This window comes from Pseudomonas sp. MM213, assembly GCF_020423045.1.
Lineage (GTDB): Bacteria > Pseudomonadota > Gammaproteobacteria > Pseudomonadales > Pseudomonadaceae > Aquipseudomonas > Aquipseudomonas migulae.
The window spans coordinates 2,131,845-2,154,323 of record NZ_CP081943.1 but is presented as its reverse complement, the minus strand read 5'-3'; the positions used below and the strand labels follow the sequence as shown (position 1 = coordinate 2,154,323).

At 62.1% G+C, this 22,479-nt stretch carries 18 protein-coding genes and 3 pseudogenes; 12 read left to right on the top strand and 9 right to left on the bottom strand.

The genetic code is table 11. The features are described from left to right. Window positions 1–9: 9 nt before the first annotated feature. From mauD to K5R88_RS09715, 4 genes are all read right to left on the bottom strand, one after another. Window positions 10–630 (bottom strand): methylamine dehydrogenase accessory protein MauD, encoded by a 621-nt coding sequence (gene mauD / locus K5R88_RS09730; protein ID WP_226299869.1) that lies wholly within the window; start codon window positions 628–630, stop codon window positions 10–12. 3 nt (window positions 631–633) lie between these two features. Next, a complete protein-coding gene (locus tag K5R88_RS09725; RefSeq protein ID WP_226299868.1) occupies window positions 634–1,173 on the bottom strand; it encodes a MauE/DoxX family redox-associated membrane protein in 540 nt (179 codons plus the stop codon). A gap of 13 nt (window positions 1,174–1,186) precedes the next feature. After that, window positions 1,187–2,335: an amine dehydrogenase large subunit gene (locus K5R88_RS09720; protein WP_207285941.1), complete on the bottom strand. Its 1,149-nt coding sequence runs from the start codon at window positions 2,333–2,335 to the stop codon at window positions 1,187–1,189. Between the two features lie 281 nt (window positions 2,336–2,616). Then, entirely contained in the window at window positions 2,617–4,098 is a 1,482-nt protein-coding gene (locus K5R88_RS09715) for a sensor histidine kinase (RefSeq protein ID WP_226299867.1), read from the bottom strand. 338 nt (window positions 4,099–4,436) lie between these two features. On the opposite strand from K5R88_RS09715, the gene K5R88_RS09710 reads away from it, so the two are divergent. From K5R88_RS09710 to feaR, 9 genes are all read left to right on the top strand, one after another. Beyond that, window positions 4,437–5,600 carry an acyl-CoA dehydrogenase family protein gene (locus K5R88_RS09710; protein WP_226299866.1) on the top strand — a complete coding sequence of 388 codons (1,164 nt, stop codon included), beginning with the start codon at window positions 4,437–4,439 and terminating at the stop codon, window positions 5,598–5,600. A gap of 25 nt (window positions 5,601–5,625) precedes the next feature. Continuing rightward, window positions 5,626–5,997 carry a hypothetical protein gene (locus K5R88_RS09705; RefSeq protein ID WP_008033901.1) on the top strand — a complete coding sequence of 124 codons (372 nt, stop codon included), beginning with the start codon at window positions 5,626–5,628 and terminating at the stop codon, window positions 5,995–5,997. 3 nt (window positions 5,998–6,000) lie between these two features. Continuing rightward, window positions 6,001–6,486 carry a nuclear transport factor 2 family protein gene (locus tag K5R88_RS09700; protein ID WP_207285944.1) on the top strand — a complete coding sequence of 162 codons (486 nt, stop codon included), beginning with the start codon at window positions 6,001–6,003 and terminating at the stop codon, window positions 6,484–6,486. Further along, complete coding sequence (locus K5R88_RS09695; protein WP_226299865.1) at window positions 6,483–7,631, top strand: amidase; 1,149 nt, start codon at window positions 6,483–6,485, stop codon at window positions 7,629–7,631. Before K5R88_RS09700 ends, K5R88_RS09695 begins: the two co-directional genes overlap by 4 nt. Before the next feature lie 20 nt (window positions 7,632–7,651). Continuing rightward, window positions 7,652–8,935 (top strand): aromatic ring-hydroxylating oxygenase subunit alpha, encoded by a 1,284-nt coding sequence (locus K5R88_RS09690; RefSeq protein ID WP_207285946.1) that lies wholly within the window; start codon window positions 7,652–7,654, stop codon window positions 8,933–8,935. Next, entirely contained in the window at window positions 8,932–9,432 is a 501-nt protein-coding gene (locus K5R88_RS09685; protein ID WP_226299864.1) for an aromatic-ring-hydroxylating dioxygenase subunit beta, read from the top strand. The genes K5R88_RS09690 and K5R88_RS09685 overlap by 4 nt, the downstream gene beginning before the upstream one ends. Before the next feature lie 10 nt (window positions 9,433–9,442). Then, entirely contained in the window at window positions 9,443–10,183 is a 741-nt protein-coding gene (locus tag K5R88_RS09680) for an SDR family NAD(P)-dependent oxidoreductase (RefSeq protein ID WP_226299863.1), read from the top strand. Window positions 10,184–10,371: 188 nt separating this feature from the next. After that, window positions 10,372–11,319 (top strand): PDR/VanB family oxidoreductase, encoded by a 948-nt coding sequence (locus K5R88_RS09675; protein ID WP_226299862.1) that lies wholly within the window; start codon window positions 10,372–10,374, stop codon window positions 11,317–11,319. A 151-nt stretch (window positions 11,320–11,470) separates the two neighbouring features. Continuing rightward, a complete protein-coding gene (feaR, locus tag K5R88_RS09670) occupies window positions 11,471–12,391 on the top strand; it encodes a transcriptional regulator FeaR (RefSeq protein WP_226299861.1) in 921 nt (306 codons plus the stop codon). Window positions 12,392–12,625: 234 nt separating this feature from the next. Here the strand turns inward: feaR and K5R88_RS09665 are convergent, their stop codons facing one another. Next, entirely contained in the window at window positions 12,626–13,255 is a 630-nt protein-coding gene (locus K5R88_RS09665) for a response regulator transcription factor (RefSeq protein WP_008033885.1), read from the bottom strand. A gap of 261 nt (window positions 13,256–13,516) precedes the next feature. Here K5R88_RS09665 and hpaC point away from each other — a divergent pair, with 261 nt between their 5' ends. After that, window positions 13,517–14,029 (top strand): 4-hydroxyphenylacetate 3-monooxygenase, reductase component, encoded by a 513-nt coding sequence (hpaC, locus tag K5R88_RS09660; protein ID WP_008033884.1) that lies wholly within the window; start codon window positions 13,517–13,519, stop codon window positions 14,027–14,029. Between the two features lie 128 nt (window positions 14,030–14,157). On the opposite strand, the pseudogene K5R88_RS30900 reads toward hpaC, so the two are convergent. From K5R88_RS30900 to K5R88_RS09650, 3 genes and pseudogenes are all read right to left on the bottom strand, one after another. Then, window positions 14,158–14,754, bottom strand: a pseudogene (locus K5R88_RS30900) (methyl-accepting chemotaxis protein); the annotation flags it as partial. Between the two features lie 309 nt (window positions 14,755–15,063). Then, window positions 15,064–16,065, bottom strand: a pseudogene (locus K5R88_RS30895) (PDC sensor domain-containing protein); the annotation flags it as partial. Window positions 16,066–16,480: 415 nt separating this feature from the next. Next, complete coding sequence (locus tag K5R88_RS09650) at window positions 16,481–17,803, bottom strand: alginate export family protein (protein ID WP_226299859.1); 1,323 nt, start codon at window positions 17,801–17,803, stop codon at window positions 16,481–16,483. A 276-nt stretch (window positions 17,804–18,079) separates the two neighbouring features. Between K5R88_RS09650 and K5R88_RS09645 the strand changes: the two genes are divergently transcribed. Beyond that, window positions 18,080–18,469, top strand: a complete 390-nt coding sequence (locus K5R88_RS09645) for a c-type cytochrome (RefSeq protein WP_226299858.1) — start codon at window positions 18,080–18,082, stop codon at window positions 18,467–18,469. A 47-nt stretch (window positions 18,470–18,516) separates the two neighbouring features. Further along, window positions 18,517–20,007, top strand: a complete 1,491-nt coding sequence (locus K5R88_RS09640; protein WP_223452713.1) for an aldehyde dehydrogenase family protein — start codon at window positions 18,517–18,519, stop codon at window positions 20,005–20,007. A 1-nt stretch (window position 20,008) separates the two neighbouring features. On the opposite strand, the pseudogene K5R88_RS09635 reads toward K5R88_RS09640, so the two are convergent. After that, window positions 20,009–22,395, bottom strand: a pseudogene (locus tag K5R88_RS09635) (DUF3772 domain-containing protein). Window positions 22,396–22,479 lie beyond the last annotated feature (84 nt).

Below are 22,479 nucleotides of genomic sequence, written 5' to 3'. Positions count from 1 at the left end.
CCTGCCTTATCAGTGGCTATGGCCGTGGCTGTGGTCGTGTGCATGCGGCTGGCTGTTGAGGTATTCCTGCAGCGTCGCGCTTTTCAGGTGCTCGACTTCGAACAGGCTGTCCAGGTGCTCGCGGGAATTGACCAGGCCTTTGGCGCGCAGGGTGCCGCTCTTGTCGATCAGCGCAGCGTACGGCAGCTTGCCGATCTGGTAGGTCATGCCCACTTCAGGCCCGACCACATAAGTGGCGTCTTCCAGTTTGTGTTCGGTGATCAGCTTTTGCTGGGCGTCCATGTCGCCGTCGCTGATGAACACCACGTCGAGGCGATCGGCCTGTTCCTTGGCGATGGATTTGATCGCCGGCAGCAGCGACTTGCAGATCGGGCAGGTTGGCGAAAGGAAGAACAGCAGTTGCGATTTCTCGCCGGCATAGCCGAAGTTGACCGGGCGCCCTTTGCGGTCGGAAGCGGTGACCTGTGGCGCGGCTTCATTGACCGCCACGCCCTTGTCCATCATCAATGCACCGGCCGGGGCCAGACGGCCGTGCAGCACACCAATCTGCCGGACCAGGCCCATGACGACAAACGCCACGGCCACCAGCAGTACCCAGAGCAGAACGTTGGAAACGATTAAGCCTTCCATTGATCACCTACCAATCAGTTTGAGCAGAAGAGGGGAGTTCGCCAGCAAGCCATCGGCTGCGGCGTAAATCAGCAGCGCGACGGCGCTGGCGGCGACAGTCACGAAGCCGTCGAAAAAACCCAGGTCACGAACCACCGGCGAGACGCTGGCCAGCAACGCCAGCGCCACCAGCGCGCTGTTGCGCAGCAGCAGAACCGGGCGCAGCGGTTGGGCCTGGTCCGGGCCGGCACAGCCGCAGTCGATATCGCGACGGCCGCGCCACAGGTTGATGCCAATGGCCGCGGCGTACAGCGCGATCAGGCTGGCGGCGCCCAACGCTGCCCAGGCACGGCTGACCGGTACCAGCAGCGCAAAGGCGATGGCCAGTTCAACCAGCGGAATGACGCGTGCGACGGGGCGTACGGCCACGTCGGGCAGCAATTGGTAGTCCGCCAGTTGCCGGGCAAAACGTGCCGGTGCGCGCACCTTGTGGGTCGCGGCACTGGCCAGCAACACCGCGATGGCGAGGGCGCTGGCAATGATGAAGATCGGATCTAAGTGCATGGCCGAACCTCGGTTAGTAGCTCATGACCTGAGTCGCGGTTTTCGCGACCTTTGCCATGCTGCCGGTGAGCGTGTTGGTCTTCAGGTCGAAGATCTGCAAACCGCCTGCAACGTCGGCGCCCAGCAGCAGCGGCTTGTCGTCGCCGGTCGCCTGCATGCTCCACACCGGAACCGGTGCCTCCAGCGTGGCGACCTTCTTGTGGGTTTTCAGATCAAACGCCCAGATCAGCGGGCTTGGGTCTTCCCACTTCATCGGTTCGTGCGCGTCGTGCATCAGCACGTACAAGCGGTTCAGCTTCGGCGCGACAGCCATCAGCTGCCAGCCGCCCGGTGCCCAGCCGGCCTTCTTTTCCTCGTCGCTGGTCAGCGACCAGGACGGCAGGATTTTCGGTGCGTCGGCCGAGAAATCCACTGGGCGCACGGTGCCCGTGGTGGTGGTGAAGTAATAGGTGTCGCCGACGTTCACCGCGCGTTCCACCAGTTTTTCCGCGTTCGGGTCAAAGAACGGCGTGCGGCTGCGTGCGGTTTCCTGGCCCTGATCGTTCAGCGTGATCACTTGCAAACTGCCGTCGCCGCACAGCGAGGCGAAGCGGCGATTGCCGATCGGGTAGTTGAGCACGCAACCGGGAATCGCCAGTTCGGCGGTGACGGCTTTGGCCTGGGTGTCGACCACGGTCACCGAGGTCGACGGGGTGAAGTTGTAGACGTAGACGAAGCGGTCATCACCGCTGGTCTTCAAACCGTAGCGTTGGGTCAGCGACTCGGCGCGCTTGTTCGGAATCAGCACTTCCCAGGCCGGCGACAGGGTCGAGCTGTCCCACGCGGTCAGCACGTCGGTGCGGGTGCCACGGGTGCCGCGCGAATACCAGATGTCGGCGCTGTAGAGGGTTTTCTGATCGTGGCTGAGCGTCGAGGGCGCAGCAAAACCAGTCGGCACCATGCCGAGCACGCGCTTTTTATCGGGGTCGACCACGGTGACACGGCCCGCCACGAAACTTTCGAATTCGACGTCGACGATAAAGGCCCGATGAACTTCCGGCGGAAATGCCAGAACAGTCTGGCCGATCGTGTCAGCGGGCAGATCCGCGCTGGCATTGTTCAAACCCAGTACCAGCAGGCTGAGACTCAGCGCTGACTGTACGGTGATCCTGGTGGCTCGCATTAGGGGAACTCCCTGAATTATTGTTCGTGCAAATCGCAAGTGCATTGGCAGATTTTTGCAGTTCGATTCTGCCTCGCTGGCAGAAGGGGGAATTGCTGTGGCTGCCAAGCGTTTGTGTGTCTGTGCCAGTCTCGAAAAACCGGCTGCACACACTGCAATTGCAAGCCAAAACCACTGACCTGTAGGAGCCAGGCTTGCCGGCGAAGGCGTCCTTGAGTACGCCTTCGCCGGCAAGCCTGGCTCCTACAGGTCAGTGGTTTGATTCAGGTTCTTCGGTGGTTTCAGGCGGGAGTTGCGAGGGGAAGGGTGAAGGTGAAAACAGCACCGCAGGGCTCAAGGTTTTGCGCCCAGATATCGCCGCGATGGCGGCCGATGATGTTTTTGCACAGCGCCAGGCCAATGCCGTTGCCGCTGACCTTGGAGGAGAAGAAACCGTCGAACAGCTTCTCTTGCGCCTCGGCCTGAATGCCGCGACCGCAGTCTTCGATGCGCACCAACGCCACGTCGTTTTCGCGGCTGGCGTGAATGCGCAGCACCCGTCGTTCAACAGGCAGATCGCTCATTTCTTCAATCGCATTGAACGCCAGATTAAGAATGACCTGACCGATCAGCACCTTCTCGCAGCTCACCCAAAGCGGCGCGGGACTGGCGACAATCTCGACGCGAACCAGGCTCGGATCGGCGCGCAGGCTGATGAAATAGCGGGTTTCGCGCAGCAGTTCGTTGAGGTCGATCAGCTCTTCGGCCTGCTCCAGTTTGACCACGTAATCGCGCACGCTTTTGATGATCAGCGACGCATGTTCGATTTGCCGCACGGCGTTTTGCAAACCCCAGGCGACGCCCTGGTCCGTAGTGGACTCCTTGCCCAGGCGAATCACCGCGCCTTCGATGAAGTTGCGGGTGGCGGCCAGCGGTTGGCTTAGCTCATGAGCAATGGCCACGGCCATTTCACCCATGGCGTTGTAGCGCGCCAGGTATTCGAGTTTCTGCTCGCTGACCCGCCGAGCTTCTTCGGCGCGCACTTGTTCGGTGACGTCGCGAAACAGCAGCAGGTGGCCGACCAGGTCATCTTCGATCTCGATAAAACGACACGTCGCCTCATGCCAGCGCCATTCACCGTCGCGGCGTTGCAGGTGGTAGTGCACGCGGAACGGCGCATGTTCCGGGGTCTCGCTGGCCAGCTGTTGCAGCAGCCGGCGGCGCGAATCGTCGTCGCACCATGACAGGAAGTTTTCGCCGATCAGCGTGTGTTCTTCGCTGTTGAGCAGGTGCGCGCCGGAGTCACTGATGAAGCGGATATCACCTTCAGGGCCGAGCACCGCGACACCTTCGGCGAGGTCCTGCATGAATGCCTTGAGCCGGCTTTCGAAACGCTTGAGGTCGCGCTTGACCTTGTCCTCCCTGGAGATGTCGCGGAACTGCACCATCAGCACATCGCGACCGTCCAGATGCACCAGCGTCGCGACCGCCTCGGAGAGGATTTCCACGCCTTGCTTGGAGCGATAACACCACTCGATGGCGCGCTGGCCCGTGCGCGCTGCGCCTTCCAGCCAGCGCAGGCCGACCGAGCGCCGGTACTTGGGCGCGTCGCGGGTCATGTCCGGGGCTTTCAGCGGCGTCAGTTCTTCGAGGGTAAAACCCAGCGCGTCGAGGGCGGCGGTGTTGGCCCAGAGGATCTCCTTGCTCTGCGCATCGTGAAGAATGATGCACAGCGGCATGGCTTCGATGAGGGTGAAAAAGTCGTGCGGTTTTGGCAGGTACATCGCGCAGTCCTGAGGAACCGGTGAAGGGAAAGTATGGCTTTTTATACCCGCTTGCGCGTGGGGATGCGCTCAGAGGTAACCGGGGGCGGGCTAGGGGATTCCTTTAGTGAAGAGGCTGCACGCACCAATAGTGGTGACCCGACGCGATTTTTACACTGGACCTCAATGCAAGGGCAGCCACGCATCTTCTCTGTAGGAGCGAGGCTTGCCCGCGAAGAACGATAACGCGGTCTGCCATTGAAACCGCGGTGCCTCGTTCGCGGGCAAGCCTCGCTCCTACAGGGATCGGTGTTGTCCAGCCTCGGCCCACTAACAATAAGTAAAACGGAGAGAAGCCCATGCTGCGTTCAGCTGTCGCGGAGAAAGACCCTCTGCCAGGCGTCGACGGCAACACCGTCCACCGCCAGGCCTTTGAGCAGGTGCTGGCGGAAGTGCGCCAGCGTCGCGATGAATTCGACGCCGGTTCCCACGTGCCACGGGACATGATCGAGCGCTTCAAGCACGTGGGCATCTACCGCGCCGCCACGCCGAAATGCTTCGGCGGTGACGCCCTGGCGCCGGCGCTGTTCCTGCAAATGATCGAGCGTATTTCCGAAGCCGATGGCTCTGCGGGCTGGGTCGCCAGTTTCGGCAGCGCCGGCGTCTACCTCGCCGCATTGCCGCCGGAAACCCTCGCCGAAATCTACACCCAAAGCCCGGATCTGGTGTTCGCCGGTGGCCTGTTCCCGCTGCAACCGGCTGAAGCTGTCGAGGGCGGCTGGCAGGTCAACGGCACCTGGAAATTCGCCAGCGGCTGCAAGGGCGCCGACTTGCTCGGCGTGGGGATTGGCGCGGCGGGTGGCAAGCCGCGCACTGCGGTGTTCCGTGCGGACCAGGTCGAGATCATCGAAAACTGGGACGTGGTCGGGCTCAAAGGCACCGGCAGTCACGACCTGCGCGTCAGCGACAAACGCGTCGACGAACGCTGGACCTTCATCCGTGGCGGTGCCGCGACCATCGACGAGCCGCTGTTCCGCTACCCGTCGATTGCCTACGCCGCGCAAGTGCTGGCCGTGGTCAACCTTGGCCTGGCCCGCGCCGCCCTCGACGAAGTCAGTCGCATGGCCGCCGGCAGCGGCATCACCGGCGCACCGAAAATGGCCGACCGCGCCTACGTGCGCATCGAGATCGCCAAGGCCGAAGCCCGACTGGCCGCCGCCCGTGGCTTCTTCTACAACGCCACCGAGCAAGTGTGGAATTCGATCCTCGCGGGCAACCCGGTCACCGCCGAGCAAACCAGCCTGTTGCGCTTGTCCGCGATTCACGTGTCCCAGGCGGGCGCCGCCGTGGTGCAGAGCGCGTACAGCCTCGCCGGCACCACCGCGATTTACCTGCGCCATCCGCTGCAGCGCTACCTGCGCGATTCGATGGTGGTCACCCAGCACGCGTTCCTCAGCGAAGGCCTGTACGACGGCGCCGGCTCGGTGTTCCTCGGCGTGCCGCCGTTCCCTGGCTACATCTGAACCCTCTCTTCAAGGATCAAATTTCATGTCCCAGACCACCCAAGAACCGCTGCGCGTCGTCTTCTGCATCGGCATCACCCAGAACTTTTTCGACCTGCCCACCGGCGAAGGCCTGAGCGTCTGGAAAGGCTTCAGCCAGATGATGGGCTCGCTCGGCGCCATGCCCGGCATCACCGTGCTCGGCGCGATGGACGATGACCGGCTGATGGTCGGCCCTTCCACCACCTCGCCGTGGACCGTCTACATCATGGCCGACGTCGACTGCCACCAATCGGTGATCGATGCCTGCAACCTGTTCCGCACCACGCCGGTAAACGAGTACAGCCTGTGGCGTTACGCCAAGGTCGAAGCGCGCATCGGTCGTCCACTGACCATCCCCGATGCCGCCAGGGTGTAAGCCATGAACGAGGCCTTGTTGCAGCGTCTGGCGACGCTCGAAGGGGAGAGCCAGGTGCGCCGCTTGATGGCGCGCTACATGGACCTGTGCGACGTGCCGAGGGCGATCACCCACGTCAGCGAGCTGGCGCAATTGTTCTGCATCGACGCCGTGTGGGAAGGCGTCGGCAGCGTCACCGCACAGACCTTCGGTCAGCACTGCGGGCGTGAGGCGATTGCGGCGTTTGTCGGCGGTTACTTGCCGCCCTCGGAGCACTTTCACCTGAACCTGCATTACCTCACCAGCGAGTCGATCCTGGTCGACGGCAGCAGCGCGCAGGGGCAGTGGATCATGCAGCAGGTGTCCACCTACGCCGATGGGCGCAGCGAGTTGTTCGGCACGCGCTTGAACATCGATTTTCGTTGTGTCGAGGGTGTCTGGCTGATCGCGCATTTCCGCACGCAACGCTTGTTCAATTCGGACCTCTTCACCTCGGAGTCGGGCGCATGAGCACGTTTATCAGCGAATTTTTACTCGGTGGCGACGGCAAGCGGGTCGCGATCAAGGACTCGATCGACATCGCCGGCCATCCGACCCGCTCGGGCAGTCGTGCGTTTGCCGAGGCTGAACCGGCGCTGCGCAACGCCGACGTGGTGGACGCGATCCTCGACGCAGGCTGGCAAATCGTTGGCAAAACCAATATGCACGAGTTGGCGTTTGGCGTGACCGGGATCAACGACTGGACCGGCACGCCGATCAACCCGCAAGCACCGGACCGCGTGCCGGGCGGCTCTTCCAGCGGTTCGGCCGCAGCGGTCGCCGCCGGTCTGGCGGACATCGCCATTGGCACTGACACCGGCGGTTCGGTTCGTGTACCGGCGGCGTGCTGCGGCATTGCCGGGTTGAAACCGACTTATGGGCGAGTCAGTCGGGTCGGTGCGCATCCAGCGGCGTCCAGCCTCGATTGTGTCGGGCCGTTTGCCGCCGACATGGCGGATCTGATCGCGGCGATGCAAGTGATTTGCCCAGGCTTCCAGGTGCAGGGTTTGCCCTCTGGCAACGCGTCGGTGGGTTTTCTTGAAGTCCACTGCGAACCGCATCTGCAAGCATGCCTCGGCGCCGCCGCCGACCGCGCAGGCTGGCGTCGTAGTCAGCTGCACCTGAGCGATTTCGAAGCCGCGTTCGCCGCCGGCCTCACCGTGATCAATTTCGAAAACTGGGCCGCGTTCGGCCACCTCACGGGTAAAGGCCTGATTGGCGCGGATGTCGAGCAACGCCTGCTCGCCGCCAGCCGCACCAGCGCCGCTGACCTGGCGCAAGCGGAGAAAGTCCGCGCGCGTTTCAGCCAGCAAGTGGACGCCGCGCTGGAAGAATTTGCGGTGCTGCTGTTGCCGACAATGCCCAGCCTGCCGCCGACGCTGATCGAAGCCCGCAGCGCCAGCAAAGCGGTGGCCGGCATGACCCCGTTGGTGCGGCCGTTCAACCTCAGCGGCCATCCGGCGCTGACGGTGCCGGTGGAACTGGAGGGCAGCGGATTGAAAGTCGGCCTGCAGATTGTCGGTCGTAAAGGTCAGGACGAGCTGGTCTGCGCCTTCGGTGCGCAGTTGCAACAGAGCATGGCCGGCGAACGGTCGACCCCTAACAAGAAATCATAAAAAGCCATGAGGAGAACCGCATGAGCACTCATGAATACCGGCTGATCGCATCATCGAAAAGCCCGGACGAACTGGTCAGCCACGACCGCGTCGACGTCTCGCTGTACAACGACCCGGCGCTGTTCGAAGCCGAGCTGGAAAAGATTTTCTACCGCACCTGGGTGTGGGTTGCCCACGAAAGCGAAGTGCGCAACAGCGGCGATTTCAAGACCGCGACCATCGGCCGTCGCCCGGTGATTGTGGTGCGCGACAAGAAGGGCAACATCAACGTCCTGGAAAACCGCTGCCGGCACCGTGGCGCCACGGTGTGTGAAAAACACAAAGGCAACGCCACCGGTTTCACTTGCCCGTATCACAGCTGGTCGTACGGTCTGGACGGCAAGCTCCGTGCGCTGCCGTACCCGGACGGCTACGAAGGCATTCTGGAAAAGTCCGAATTGCCGCTGACCAGCCTGCGCGTGGAAAGCTACGCCGGCATGGTGTTCGCCAGCTACAACGACGAGATCGAACCGCTGGAAGATTTCCTCGGCGGCGCCAAACACTGGATGGACCTGTTCATGAAGCAGGGCGCCGGTTTCCCGATCAAGACCCAGGGCGAACACAAGTTCAGCTTCAAGGGCAACTGGAAGATCCAGCTGGAAAACACCACCGACGGTTATCACTTCCCGATCGTGCACAAGTCGTTCATGTCGTCGGTGGATGAAGAAACCTCGGAAATGCTCTCGTTCATGACCGACGAACAAGCGGTCACCCATTCGTTGGGCAACGGCCACAGCGTGATGGTGATGGTGCCGGAACACGTCGATCTGGATCACGACGACGGCACCGAACAGTTGCAGGAGCGCTTCGCTCACGTCACTGAAGAACTGTCGAAAACCATGGAGCCTGCGCAAGTCCGTCGCATCGTGCGCTCGCTGCACGGCGCCGGTTTCAACCTGAACCTGTTCCCCAACGTCGCGATGTCGATGTCGTTCTTCCGCGTGCTGCGTCCGGTGTCGGTCACCGAAACCGAGATCCGCCACGTTGCCCTCGGTATGGACGGCGGACCGGAAATCGCCAACCGCGAACGCATGCGCATCCACGAACACTTCCAGGGCCCGTTCGGTTTCGGCAGCCCGGACGATGCCGAGGCCTGGGACCGTGTGCAGCGCGGCTCGTACGCCGGCGTCGACGCGCCGATCCTGGTCAACCGTGGCCTCAATCGCGAAATCACTGCCGAGAACGGCGACAAAGTCAGCCACGCCACCGACGAAGGCGGCATGCGCGGTGCCTACGACATGTGGAAAAGGATGATGAGCCAATGAGCAATCACGACACCCTGAACGGTTTTTCCGGCCCGTTGGCCCAGGCCATCGAATTCATCTGGCGCGAAGCCGAATTGCTCGACCACAAGAATTACGCCGAATGGGCGACCTTGTGGAGCGACAGCGGCAAGTACATCGTGCCGATCGATCCGGACACCGAGGACTTCGAAGCCAACCTCAACTACGCCTACGACGATGCGCGCATGCGTGACTTGCGCATCGAACGCCTGACCGCCGGCTACTCGCCATCGGCGGTGGACGCGGCAAAAACCATCCGTACGATTTCGCGTTTCCGTCTGGTGGAAGCCGCCGGCGACATCCTCGAAGTCAATTCGGCGCAGTTGCTGTACGCCTATAAGCGCGGCGTGCACACGCCGTTCGTGGCCGACCTGAACCACCGCATCCGTTTCACCGATGGCGTGCCGACCCTGGAGCGCAAAGTGGTGCGGCTGATCAACTCCACCGACAGCCTGAGCGCGCTCGGCTTCCTTCTGTGAGGGCAACATCATGAGTCGAGTAGCCCTTGTAACAGGTGCCTCGCGCGGACTGGGCGAGTGCATCGCCCGCCGTCTGCACGGGGCGGGTTATCGTGTCGCCCTGGCGGACGTGCGTCTCGAGGGCGTGCGGCGATTGGCTGCCGAGCTGGATGCCAGCGGTGCCAGTGCTGTCGCCATTGAGTTGGATGTGCGCAGCAAGGCCGACTTCCAGCATGCCCGCGACGTGCTGGTCGAGCATTGGGGCGGCTGCGACATCCTGGTGAACAACGCCGGCGTGTCGAAAGTCGCCGCGTTGATGGACATCACCCCGGAGGAGTTCGACGAGTCGATGGCGATCAACCTGCGCGGCACTTTTGTCGCGTGCCAGGTGTTCGGCGCGCACTTTGCCGAGCGTGGTTTTGGCCGCATCGTCAACATCGCCTCGCTCGCCGGGCAGAACGGCGGCACCGCCACCGGCGCGCATTACGCGGCAGCCAAGGGCGGCGTGGCGACGCTGACCAAAGTCTTCGCCCGTGAACTGGCCCCGCAAGGCGTGACGGTCAACAGCATTTCGCCGGGGCCGCTGGACTTGCCGGTGGTGCGCGAAACCGTGGCCCCGGAGCGACTGGAACAGATCCTGAAAATGATCCCGGCCGGCACCCTCGGCGACCCCGGCTACATCGCCGACAGCGTGTTGCTGCTGATCGCTAACCACGCCGCCTCCGTAACCGGCGCGTGCTGGGACATCAACGGCGGTCTGTTCATGCGCTAAGCGCATTCGCGGCCAAACACACAACCCTTGTAGGAGCCGGCTTGCTGGCGATGGCGTCCTCACCGGCGATGCAAGTCTCAAGGCCGCCATCGCCAGCAAGCCGGCTCCTACAAGGTGTTTTACACCAGGCAAACACAGGTACCCGCAGGTGCCGTAAAAACAAAATCAACCGTATTTCAGGTGATGCAATGATGAAGGTGAAGATCGAAAGGATCGTCGACGAAGCGCTGGATATCCGTTCCTTTCGCCTCGTGCGCAGTGACGGCCAGCCGCTCGACGCCTATGAACCGGGTGCCCACGTCGACCTGACCGGGCCGACCGGGGTGACCCGTCAATATTCGCTGTGCAGCCCGCCCCAGGACCGCCGCGCGTATCTGGTAGCGGTAAAAAAAGAAGCGCAGTCCCGTGGCGGTTCAGCGGCGCTGCACGAGGTGGAAGAGGGCGTGGAGCTGGAAATGGGTGCGCCGCGCAACCTGTTCCGCCTCGACCCGACGGCCACCGAGCATGTGCTGTGCGCGGCCGGTATCGGCGTCACGCCGCTGCTGAGCATGGCTTATCGGTTGAGCGAAAACGGCCAACCGTGGCGCCTGCATTATTTCGCTCGTTCGCCGCAATACGCAGCGTTCGCCGAGCTGTTGGCGAGCACGTTCGCCGGGCATGTGCAGTTCCACTACGGCATCGAGCCGGGTGACATGGATGCCACGTTGAGTGAGTGCCTGAACCACGCGGGCAGTACCGCACACGTGTACACCTGCGGCCCGGCGCCTTTCATGAACAAAGTGGTGGAAGTGGCGGCGCGCAGCCGTTGCGACGATGCGATCCACCTTGAGCATTTCCAGGCCGATCCCGCAGCGAATGCCGGTCCGAGTGGCGGTTTTGAAGTGGAGCTGGCCAGTTCCGGCGTGGTGCTTCAGGTGCCGGCCAACGCGAGTCTGGTCGATGTGTTGCAGGCCCACGGTTGTGACATCGACACCGAATGCCGCGAAGGCATCTGCGGCACCTGCATCGTCGAGGTGCTGGACGGTGTGCCGGAGCACCGCGACAACTGTTTGTCGAACAAGGAAAAGGCGTCCAACAAACAGATTTGCGCCTGCGTTTCCCGCGCCGTTTCCGCCCGTCTGGTATTGGACATCTAACGCAAGGGAAGGCTGGCAAGCCAGCGCCGGAGCCTGTTGAATAGGGCCCGACGGCCGTCGAAGGAGGAGACAGCCAAGGTCAGTAACATTTGCCGAACCGCTCGACGAAGCGGTCGAAAAATAACAATAAAATGCGTGAGGCTTTGCAGTGATGATGACTTCTTTGGCGGTTCGCAATGAGGCGTTCGAAAGCTGGCTGAGCCAGGTCAACCAGGCCTGCGGGCGTTTCGATGCCCGGGCCCTGGATACGGATTTCTACGGTGAGCTGGCGGAATATCGCAGCGGCGCGATCAACCTCAGTGTCGTCGACATGGCGCACGTGCACCTGTATCGCACCAGCAAGGACGTCAGTGTCAGCAGCGACGGCCACTATTACGCGGTGTTCCAGATGCGTGGCAGTTCCCGGCTGGAGCAGGGCGACAACCGCGCTCAACTGGGCACGGGCGACATCGCCCTGATCGACGCCTGCCGCCCGAGTGACATGACCTACAACGAGGATTCCCGACAGTTGTCGCTGATCCTGCCGCGTCAGGTGGTCGAGCGTGGTTCGCATTTCAATGCGGTCAACTGCGCCACACGAATCGCGGCCAGTACACCTCTGGCGGCGATGGCCAACCGCTTGGTGCTGGATACCCGGCAGCAGGAAGGCCTGGACATGCAGGAAAGCGAAGCGGTACTGGATGCGTTGGTCAGCCTGTTGTTGCCCGGGATCAGTGCCCGCGACAGCGGCGCGGATGCCCACGAGCGGCAGTTTCGCAAGATCATCGCCTACATCGACGAACACATCAGCGCCGAAGACCTGTGCCCCGAGCTGATTGCCCGTGAGGTAGGGATTTCGGTGCGCGGGTTGTACCGGATGTTCTCCAAGCGCGGCCTGGTGGTGGCGCAATACATCAAGCACCGACGCCTGGATTTCTGCGCGGAAAACCTGCGCCGCTCACCTGACGAGCAGAAGCTCTCGGCGCTGTGTTACGCCTGGGGCTTTTCCGATTCCAGCTACTTCTCCTCAGCGTTCAAATCCCGCTTCGGCGTATCGCCGGGCGCTTATCGCAAGCGCTACAGCCACAATTGACCTCTCCTGCAGGAGCCGGCTTGCCGGCGATGGCGGGGCATCAGACGCCATCAATGTTGAATGTGCCGGCCCCATCGCCAGCAAGCCGGCTCCTACAGTAGATCATCGCCGTGCACATACCTTGAGTTCGCTGCGGATCCCTGTAGGAGCCGGCTTGCTGGCGATGGCGGAGTATCAGGCACCATTGATGTTGAATGTGCCGGCGATGGCGGTCTCATGACCGCCGCAGGTCCCTCAATGCCGAGACGGCTCATCCACCGGCAAATGCAGCACTTCGCGCACCAGCATGGCAATGCTGGTCACGCCCATCTTTTCCTTGATCTTGGTCCGGTGCACATCAACGGTTTTCACGCTGATGTTCAGCTCCCGGGCGATGACCTTGCTGGCCTTGCCATCGATCACCAGCATCAACACCTCCCGTTCACGGCTGGTCAGCAGGGCGAGTTTGCCTTGCAGGTGCTGGCGTTGCTGCTGATCGGCCTGGGCATGCACGGCGGTCTTCAGCGCCGCTTGTATGCGGTCGATCATCTGCTGCGGGTTATAGGGTTTCTCGACGAAATCCAGTGCGCCGTTCTTCATCGCGGTCACCGACATCGGAATGTCGCCATGGGCGGACACGAAGATCGTCGGCAGGGTGCTGCCACGCTGGTTGAGGATTTCCTGCAGCTGAAAGCCGCTGGTTTCCGGCATGCGCACGTCCAGCACCAGGCACGCCGGTTGCTTGGGGTCGTACTGGCTCAGGAACTCTTCAGCGCCGGCAAAGCATTGCGCCTGGACGCTGACCGACTCCAGCAACCAGGCCAGCGAGGTGCGCAGGTCTTTGTCATCATCAACGATATAAACAATCGGTTTGCGGGTTTCCATCAGGGGTTGCCACGAGATTTTCTAATTATTGTTTTCGCACGCGTGCACGCTGCGGCGGACGTCGACACCTATGTTGGCGCCTTTTAGCAGAATACCCACTGCGACGGGCCCTGACGATAAAGAAACCACCTAGTCGACTAGCGGAAAGCCTACCTCGGCATGGGGATCGTCAGAATGGCTGCGCGCCACGCCGGGCTTTAGTCTTGTTCCATCACCCACGGGCCGCGAACGCGCGGTCCTCCTGAAGGAAGGGGCACCGACATGGCCAACCTGAGCCAGCAGCAAATCGACTTTCGCAACGCCATGGCGCAACTGCCGGCGGCGGTGAACATCATCACCACCAACGGCCCCGGCGGACGCTGCGGCATCACCGCCAGCGCCGTGTGCTCGGTGACGGATTCGCCACCGACCGTGCTGGTGTGCGTCAACCGCAACAGCGCCACCCACGATGTGTTCCGCACCAACGGCCGGCTGTGCGTCAACGTGCTGTGCGGCGAACAGGAAGAACTGGCCCGACACTTCGCCGGCATGACCCAGGTGCCGATGGCCGAGCGGTTTGCCTGGGACTTGTGGGACGGCGGCGACACGGGCGTGCCGGTGCTGCGTGATGCACTGGTGCAGCTGGAAGGACGGATCAGCGAGTGCAAGGAGGTCGGATCGCATTCGGTGATGTTTGTGGAATTGTCGAAGGTGGGCGTGCGTGGGGAGGGCGATAGCCTGGTGTATTTCAACCGGTTGTTTCACCGGATTGAGCATGCCGTGGCGGCTTGCTGAGACCGCGTTATCGTTCATCGCGAGCAAGCTTGCTCCTACAGGTCTGTGTCGTTCACAAATGGTGTGATCACTTCAACCTTGTAGGAGCAAGCTTGCTCGCGATAGCAGTAGATCAGGCACCGCTGCCTTCAGATGCGAAAACTCCCGACCAACTGATTCAGCCGCCCAGCCTCGCGCTCCAGCTCGGTACATGCCTGCAACGTCGATTGCAGGTTCTCCACTCCTTGCTGGTTCAGCGTGTTGATCTCGGTGATGTCCACGTTCAACGCCTCGACCACCGAGGTTTGCTCTTCAGTGGCTGCGGCCACCGATTGGTTGACGTTGTCGATCTCGCCAATGCGTTGCGTCACGCTGCCCAGCCGCGTGCCTGCGAGGTTGGCGATGCTGACGCTTTCCTCGCTGTGCTGCTGGCTCTCGGTCATGGTTGTCACCGACTCACGCGCGCCGACTTGCAGTGCTTCAATCATCTGCTGAATCTCTGCCGCTGAGGTCTGTGTGCGTCCGGCCAGGCTGCGCACTTCGTCGGCGACCACGGCAAAGCCGCGGCCCGCTTCACCCGCCCGTGCCGCTTCGATGGCGGCGTTGAGGGCGAGGAGGTTGGTCTGTTGGGAGATGCCTTTGATCACTTCGAGGATTTGCCCGATGTTCACGGTTTTGCTGTTCAGCGCTTCGATGTTGACGCACGACGCACTGATTTTGCCGGACAGTTCGTTCATCACCGCAATCGTGCGCTCGACCACCTGACGCCCGTCTTCGGCCTGTTGGCGCGCGGCGGAGGCTTGCTGCGAGGCATCGGAAGCGTTGTTCGCAATTTCCTGGGCGGCGGCGCCCAGTTCGTTGATCGCGGCGGCGACGCTGTTGGTGCGGGTCGATTGTTCATCGAAATTGCTCAGCGATGCGTTGGACGCCAGCAGCACACGCTTGGCGCCTTCGTTGACGCCGAGCGCCGCCGAAGACACCTCGCGAATGGAATGGTGGATACGTTCGACAAAGCGGTTGAACGCCGTCGCCAGTTGGCCGATTTCATCCCTTGATTGCACGGCCAGGCGCCGGGTCAGATCACCTTCGCCCAGGGAAATATCTTCCATGACCCGCGTCAGCAGTTGCAGCGGCCGGGTGATGCGATACGCCGCGTACCAGATCAACACCAGGCCGAGCAGCGCCGAGCCGCCGCCCAGCAACAGCTCAAGCGCGGTGCTCCGCACGGCTTGTGCATCGAGTTCCTGTTGCAGCGTGGTGACCGGGGCGAGCAGCACGTTCTGCGGCACGCCGACCAGCACACCCCACGGCGCCGCACCGGCAATCGGTGCCAGCGGCTCAAGCACTTTGATCTGCTGTTGATCGACGAACACTTTCGGCTGGCCCTGACGCAAGGTGTCCATCACCTCGGCATTGTCCAGCGGTTGCCCGAGGCGACTGACGTCCTGGCTGTTGGCGGAAATCACCCCGCGCGGGCTGACGATGCTGATCTGCCCGTTGCCGTCGAACAGTTGGAGCGCGCTGGCTTCGCTGTTCTGTTGCAGGGCGGCGAGGTTGATGTCGAGACCGACCACGGCGATGACCTTGTCATGGTCCAGCAGCGGGAACGCGATGCTGGTCACCAGTTTGCGGCTGCCGGAGGCCTCATCAAAATACGGCTCCAGCACGCAGGCTTTGCGGGTGTCGCGGGCACAGGTGTAGAAGGCGTTGTAGGGCGCGCCGCTGGGGCCGGGCGAGGTGTTGGCGAGCAGCGCTTCGTCGCCGATCACCGCTTGCAGTTCGCCGGGTTTGCTTTGCACCCAATACAGCGAAAAGCGCCCGGTTTCGTTGCTGCCCATGGTCGCCTGATCGACGAAACCGGCGTCGGCGCCGTCCAGGGCATCGGGTTCGAAAATGACATAAAGCCCGAGCAGGTCGGGCTTGTCGATCAGGGCCTGGTGCAGCTGGGTGCTCAGCTCCTGGCGCAGTTGTGGACGGGTAAGGTTGCCCTGATGTTGCAACTGCCTCAGGTAGAGCAGATAGCGCGACAACCCTTGGCCATATTCGTGCGTCTGCATGAAGGTGCGTTGCACCTGCATCGCTTGCACTTTGCCCAGCGCCTGCATGTGTTCCTTGGCGGCGTTGGCGAGCATTTCGCTGCTGGCCTCGGCCACTTGCTGGCTGCTCCGATGGGTTTGATACAGCGACAAACCCATCAGCAAACCCACCACCAACAGCAGGCAGAGGCCGGCGAGCAGGGCGATTTTGCTCTGAATCGTCAGGAATTTTTTGTGCATTGGAAACTCCGTTTCCGTTGAAGGGCAATGCCGCGCAATTTTGTTGGAACCCGCGAAGCCCCGTGGGAGCGAGCCTGCTCGCGATGGCGGAGTGTCAGTCGACATTTGTGTTGCCTGATACACCGCCATCGCCGGCAAGCCGGTCTCACTCCCACAGGGGTTCGCCCGCTACCACAGGAATTGCGTCGGACAAAACTTAGAACGTGGTGGCGAAAATCACCTGGCTGTAGAGGTTCTTGTCGTTGCTGCCCAGCTGCGTGCCACCCTCGTCGGCGCTCTTGTCCGGCTGATAGAGGCCGATCAGCGGCATCACCGTCAGGTGCTCGTTGACGTGCCATTCGGCATACAGATCGACTTCGTGGCCATCGCTATTGCCGAGGTTGCGGTCGATGGTGTCGAAGTTGAAATACATCGCACCGACCGTCAGGTTCTCCAGCGGCGAGACGGTGAACTTGACTTGCTGGATACGCGAGTTGGTGTTGAACGGGCCGGCGTAGTTACCGGCGACCTCACCCTGGAACCAGGTGCCGAAGCCACGGCTGAATCCATAGAACAGCGTGTCATAACCTTCCGAGAAACGGCTGTAGCGGTAGCTGGCATTTGGCGTCCAGGCCACGTCGGCGAAGGTCCAGCCGGCTTCCAGGTACCAGGCGTCTTCGGTGCTGGTGTGGGGTTTGTCCTGCTTGGCGTATTCGCCGGAGAGGAACAGGTTTTGCACCCCGGCATTGCCGGCTGCGCGCAGGCTGTAGGTTTTCATGCCGTCGCGTTCAAGCTGCATCGGTGAGGCGAATTCTTCGTCGACATCGGTGGTGTCGATGTAGGTCAAGCCGACCGTGCCTGCTTCGGCGACATGCTCAAGCGTGCCGACGTACATTTCGGTTTTCGCTTGTGCGCGGTTATCGGATTTCAACCACATCAGGTCGCCACGCCAGCCTTCCTTGCCTCCCAGGCGCAGCACGGCAGTCTCGTCGAAGGCTTTGCGCGCCGCCAGCCAGTACGCGCCTCCGCGGTTGAACTCACCGTCGGCCAGACCTTTGCCCAGGTTGAGCGCGTCGCCATTAATCAGGAAACCATCACCGACCACGATGTTCTGACGACCGAAGGACAGGTCGACGCCGTCCTCGCCGAGCACGTCGAACAGCTTGCCCGAACGCCAGCCGAGGTAGGCGTCTTCGAATTTGGTGGTGCGTTCCGAACCGTCGCTGAAGCCTGCGGCATCGCCGTCGCCCCAGGTGCCGGAGCTGAGCAGGTTCGCCGCGCCGTACGCGGTGCCGACACCGGCCAGGCCCTTGTCGAAGCTCAGGCCATATTTGATGTAGCCCTCGCGCCACGACGAAGAACCCGGGTCGAGGCGACCGGACAGCGCGTAGTTTTCCTGGCTGTGGAAGATGCCGAAGACCGCTTCCAGCGTGGCGTTCAGGTGACTGTCGTCATCGGCGTAGAGTTCGTACGCGCCGGCTTGGCCGGCGCTGATCATCAGGGCAAGTGTAGAGAGACGCAGCAAGGGGGACTTGAGCATGTGTGGCATCCGTTCTTGTTCTTGAGCGCAGGTTTGCGGTCTTTTTCGATACTAAGGCGCGGAACTTTTCCGGCCTTTTGTGTGGTTGCCAAAGAGTTGGCTGTGCTTGCCAAAATGCCCGGTTTGGCAGCCTCGCCAATACGACTGGCACGCAGGGCAAAACCTGCGCATCACTGACCATCGACAATCCCTCTCAACCCTGTCGATGCACCGCTGCGTCGGCGCTCCCGTGTTGCCGCTCAATGGATGAGCGCGGATTTTCAAGGTCGTTTTCCTATGTACACCTCGCTGCGATTGCCCCTCATCGGTCTGCTCTCACTCACCCTCGCGCACACCGCGTTGGCCGCTGACTGCGCGCCCGACCAGGGGCATGGCGCCCAGGTCTTCGCCAATGAATGCGCGGTCTGCCATTCGGTGACGAAGGGCATGACGGGAATGATGGGGCCGAACCTGGCGGGTGTGGTCGGGCGCAAATCCGGCTCGCAGGAAGGCTTCAACTATTCCCAGGCCATGCGCAGCAAAGACATCAACTGGCAGGCCGAGAACATCGCGCAACTCATCACCCAACCCCAGGCCTTCGTGCCGGGGACCTACATGCCCTACATGGGCCTGGCTTCGGCCGACGATCGCCAGGCGGTCGTGTGTTTCCTCAAAGAACAACAGTAATCAGCCCGTTATCCGGCTGAACAACACGTCTGAACCAAAGGTGATTTATGAGCAACGTTGAAATCCTGCCGCAGGTTGCTGCATTCCTTGACCGCCGCCACGGCTGCTTTATCGATGGCCAATGGGTGTTCGCCGAAGGGCCGCGCATTGCCGTGGTCAACCCGGCCACCGGCAAAACCCTGTGCGAAACCCTCGACGCACCGCTGGAGGTGGTCGAACAGGCGGTGCAGTCGTCGCATAAAGCCTTCAAGTCCGGCGTATGGTCGGGCCTGCGCCCGGCGGACCGCGAACGCATCCTGCTGAACTTCACTGCGCTGGTAGAAGCGCATGCCGAAGAGCTGGCGCAGCTGGAAACCCTGAGTCAGGGCAAGTCGATCAACATGGCGCGCGCACTGGACCTGAACGCCACCGTGGAGTTCATGCGCTACATGTCCGGCTGGGCGACCAAGATCGAAGGGCAGACCTTTGACGTGTCGATTCCGCTGCCGCCGGGGGCGAAATTCACCGCGTTCACCAAGCGTGAACCGGTGGGCGTGGTGGTCGGGATCGTGCCGTGGAACTTCCCGCTGCTGATCGCGGCGTGGAAGCTGATGCCGGCGCTGGCCACCGGTTGCACGGTGATCATCAAACCGGCGATGGAAACGCCGCTGACCGCCATGCGCCTGGCTGAACTGGCGCTGGAAGCGGGGATTCCGGCAGGCGTGTTCAACGTCGTCACCGGTGGCGGCGCCAATGTCGGCGGTGTGTTGACGGCGCATCCACTGGTGAGCAAAGTGTCCTTCACCGGTTCCACGGCGGTGGGCAAAAGCGTCGGCGTGGCGTGCATGGAAAACATGACGCGGTTCTCGCTGGAGCTGGGTGGCAAAAACCCGATGATCGTGTTGGCCGATGCCGACATCGAAAAAGCCGTGCAGGGCGCAATCCTCGGCGGTCTGCTGAACAACGGCCAGGTGTGTGCGGCAGCTTCGCGCTTCTACGTGCATCGCTCGATCCACGATCAATTCGTTGAAGCACTCGCCGCCGCCGTATCGGCGATGCCTATCGGCGCAGGCATGAACGGCGAAGCGGCGATCAACCCGCTGGTCTCGCGCAAGCAGCAGCAAAGCGTGCTCAAGCACATCGAGCTGGCGCGTCGCGAAGGCGCACGAGTAGTGTCCGGGGGCGAGCTGGTGGAAGGCGAGGGCTTCTATGTGCAGCCGACCATTCTGGCCGACATCGATCACAGCATGGCGGTGGCCCGCGAAGAGGTGTTCGGCCCGGTACTGGGGGTGATGCCGTTTGACGATGAAGACGCCGTGATCGCCCTGGCCAACGACAACCGCTACGGCCTGGCCGCGAGCCTGTGGACCAATGACCTCGGCAAAGCGATGAACCTGGTGCCGCGCATCGAGGCCGGCACCGTGTGGGTCAACGCCCACGTGCTGCTCGACCCGGCCATGCCGTTTGGTGGCGTCAAGCAGTCCGGCATGGGCCGCGAGTTCGGTCGTGCGGTGATCGAGGCCTACACCGAGCTGAAATCAGTGTGCATCGCCCACTGATTCACACCGTGGGTGCCGGCTTCGCCAGCTCGATACCGGCGTCACTCAGGCGCTTGAGGATTTCAAACAGCAGGTCGCTCTTGGTCACGCCGACGATTCTCGGGCTGCCGACATAGCCAGTGACCGTCAGCGTGATGCCCTCGGGGGTCAGTTTGCTGAAGCGCACCATCGGCGCCGGTTTGTCGAGAATGGTCTCGTGCTCGCGGTAGGTGTTGTAGAGCAGGTCTTTCACCTGTTCGGGGTCGATGTCCAGGGGGAAGGTCAGTTCGAGTGACGCCACCCCTTGGGCGCTGCCGCCCAGGGTTACGTTGCGCAGGTTTTGCGAGATCAGCTGCGAATTGGGCACGATGACAATCGAGCGGTCACTGAGCTGGATTTCGGTGGCCCGCACGTTGATCCGGCGGATGTCGCCCTCGACCCCGCTGATGCTGATCAGGTCGCCGACTTTCACCGGGCGCTCGGTCAGCAGGATCAGGCCTGAGACGAAATTCTTGACGATCTCCTGCAAGCCAAAACCAATCCCCACCGACAATGCGCTGACGATCCAGGCCAGGTTCGTCCATTGCACGCCCAACGATGACAGCGTCAGCAGAATGACCAACGCATAGCCGATGTTGGCAAACAGCGTGGTCAGCGAAGCGCGCATGCCAGGGTCCATCTCGGTTTTCGGCAGGAGCTCCTTGTCCAGCCAGCGGCCCAGCGTGCGAATCAGGTAGATGCCGATCAGCAAGGCCAGTGCGGCATTGAGCAAGTGCCCGGGGATGATGTTCAGTTTGCGCAGCCCGGCGCCGCCGAGAATGGAAAAGACGTTGGTGAGCAGTTGCCCGAGCGTCGTGCCGACCCCGCCGACGAACAGAGTGACCAGCGCCAGCAGCAAGAGTCCGGCCCGCCCGACCCCTGAAAGAACGATCGAGATCTGCTCCAGGCGCCGGTCTTCAATGCCGAGCAACTGCTTGAGCGCCTTGCCGCTGGGGCTTTTGATTGAAAAAAGTATTCGCAGGCATCTTTGAAGCACTGCATCAGCAAATAGAAACCGGAGAGGATGAGAAAGCCCCAGACCAGTTCATAGGTGACGAACCTGGCCAGGGACACGTAACCGGTCAGGAGGGATACCAGGCAGATCACCATCGCAAGACTGGCGAGGGTGTAAAGCACGCCCGCGAACGTCCTGCCGGCTTCATAGGCTTCGCCAGACGCCACGACGGCTCTGCGGACTTTGCCGGTGCGCCACAATAAATCCACCAGAACGCACGTGACAACCAGTGCGACGACCCCTCGACCGGCGATTACGATGCCGCTGCTCATGCCGGTTGCGTTGGTAATCTGGATCATTGTCACCAGAACCAGCAGCACGCCCGCCAGAACCCGCGGATAAGGCTTGAGTGACAGCGCCACCTGATCGGCAAGCGCCGGCAGCCGCCACGACGGGTGTTTCGTGGACAACAGGGCGCGGCTCAACGCGGTGATCAGCACGCAGGTGTAGGCGACTTTTTCGAATTCCTGGGAAAACGTCGACAGTGTCGGCGTCAGCGGAGCCTGGCGTGTGAAGACATAAAACAGCAGTTGCAGGGACAGGCCGACCGTCAGCACCGTGGCCAATACGGAAGCCAGCGCCAGGGAACTGCGGCGCAGGCGTCCTTCTGGCATCCGGTGAATGCAAAGCCACGTCAGCCCTCGTTCCGCGAGACGGCGGCCCAGCGTCCAGATAAGCAGGGCCAGCAGCAACAGTACGCTGGTGTAGAGGCGTTGGCCCGGTTGCCAGGCCAGTTTGACGACCTCACTTGCCTGACCGAGGAACGATGCGAAGCGCTGTCGATCATCCATCGAAGGGCTCAGGATCGGTGACCAGAACTCGGGGTTCAGGACGCTTCGGGTGCTCAGGGTCAGTTCGCTTTCCAGCATGTTGCGACGGATGCCGGCAATCTGGGTGATGAGGTCGGTGGCGCTCGTTTTCAGGGTGGCCAGGGTTTTCAGGGTGGCGTCGATTTTGTTTTTTTGCTCGGTGAGCGCGACCCTTTGCGCGGTGATATCGGGCTGCTCGGCCGCGGCGTCATCGCGCGGGACAGGCCCCAGCACACCCAATTGCGCGCGCAGTTGAGTCTGCAGGGGAAGCAGCGAGGTCGAGAGGCGATCGACATCCAGCATGAACATCTGGACCAGGTCCTGCGGGGCCTCCAGCTGGCTGTAGTTATCAACCAGCGAGATCTGTTGTTTGAGGGCGTCCAGCCGAAGTTGCAACGCCTGGAGGTCGCTTGGGGAAACGCTGGGGGGCGCGGCAACCGCCCTGGGCATTGAAATGTCCGCAGGGTCTGCCGCCAACAGCATTCCGGGGCCTGCCCCGAAAAGCGTGAAAGCGACGAAAATCATGGCTTTCAGTGCATGACGCATAGGAGTGCCTGACTCTGTTGTTAGTCATTCAGCCTATGAGGTTAGGTCATCAGTCAAACCTTCGAGCAATAGTTTGTTCGGCTG

Excerpts from the sequence above, each read along its gene's own strand:
- mauD (WP_226299869.1), bottom strand. The coding sequence starts at position 630 with ATGGAAGGCTTAATCGTTTCCAACGTTCTGCTCTGGGTACTGCTGGTG.
- K5R88_RS09725 (WP_226299868.1), bottom strand. The coding sequence starts at position 1,173 with ATGCACTTAGATCCGATCTTCATCATTGCCAGCGCCCTCGCCATCGCG.
- K5R88_RS09720 (WP_207285941.1), bottom strand. The coding sequence starts at position 2,335 with ATGCGAGCCACCAGGATCACCGTACAGTCAGCGCTGAGTCTCAGCCTG.
- K5R88_RS09715 (WP_226299867.1), bottom strand. The coding sequence starts at position 4,098 with ATGTACCTGCCAAAACCGCACGACTTTTTCACCCTCATCGAAGCCATG.
- K5R88_RS09710 (WP_226299866.1), top strand. The coding sequence starts at position 4,437 with ATGCTGCGTTCAGCTGTCGCGGAGAAAGACCCTCTGCCAGGCGTCGAC.
- K5R88_RS09705 (WP_008033901.1), top strand. The coding sequence starts at position 5,626 with ATGTCCCAGACCACCCAAGAACCGCTGCGCGTCGTCTTCTGCATCGGC.
- K5R88_RS09700 (WP_207285944.1), top strand. The coding sequence starts at position 6,001 with ATGAACGAGGCCTTGTTGCAGCGTCTGGCGACGCTCGAAGGGGAGAGC.
- K5R88_RS09695 (WP_226299865.1), top strand. The coding sequence starts at position 6,483 with ATGAGCACGTTTATCAGCGAATTTTTACTCGGTGGCGACGGCAAGCGG.
- K5R88_RS09690 (WP_207285946.1), top strand. The coding sequence starts at position 7,652 with ATGAGCACTCATGAATACCGGCTGATCGCATCATCGAAAAGCCCGGAC.
- K5R88_RS09685 (WP_226299864.1), top strand. The coding sequence starts at position 8,932 with ATGAGCAATCACGACACCCTGAACGGTTTTTCCGGCCCGTTGGCCCAG.
- K5R88_RS09680 (WP_226299863.1), top strand. The coding sequence starts at position 9,443 with ATGAGTCGAGTAGCCCTTGTAACAGGTGCCTCGCGCGGACTGGGCGAG.
- K5R88_RS09675 (WP_226299862.1), top strand. The coding sequence starts at position 10,372 with ATGATGAAGGTGAAGATCGAAAGGATCGTCGACGAAGCGCTGGATATC.
- feaR (WP_226299861.1), top strand. The coding sequence starts at position 11,471 with ATGATGACTTCTTTGGCGGTTCGCAATGAGGCGTTCGAAAGCTGGCTG.
- K5R88_RS09665 (WP_008033885.1), bottom strand. The coding sequence starts at position 13,255 with ATGGAAACCCGCAAACCGATTGTTTATATCGTTGATGATGACAAAGAC.
- hpaC (WP_008033884.1), top strand. The coding sequence starts at position 13,517 with ATGGCCAACCTGAGCCAGCAGCAAATCGACTTTCGCAACGCCATGGCG.
- K5R88_RS09650 (WP_226299859.1), bottom strand. The coding sequence starts at position 17,803 with ATGCTCAAGTCCCCCTTGCTGCGTCTCTCTACACTTGCCCTGATGATC.
- K5R88_RS09645 (WP_226299858.1), top strand. The coding sequence starts at position 18,080 with ATGTACACCTCGCTGCGATTGCCCCTCATCGGTCTGCTCTCACTCACC.
- K5R88_RS09640 (WP_223452713.1), top strand. The coding sequence starts at position 18,517 with ATGAGCAACGTTGAAATCCTGCCGCAGGTTGCTGCATTCCTTGACCGC.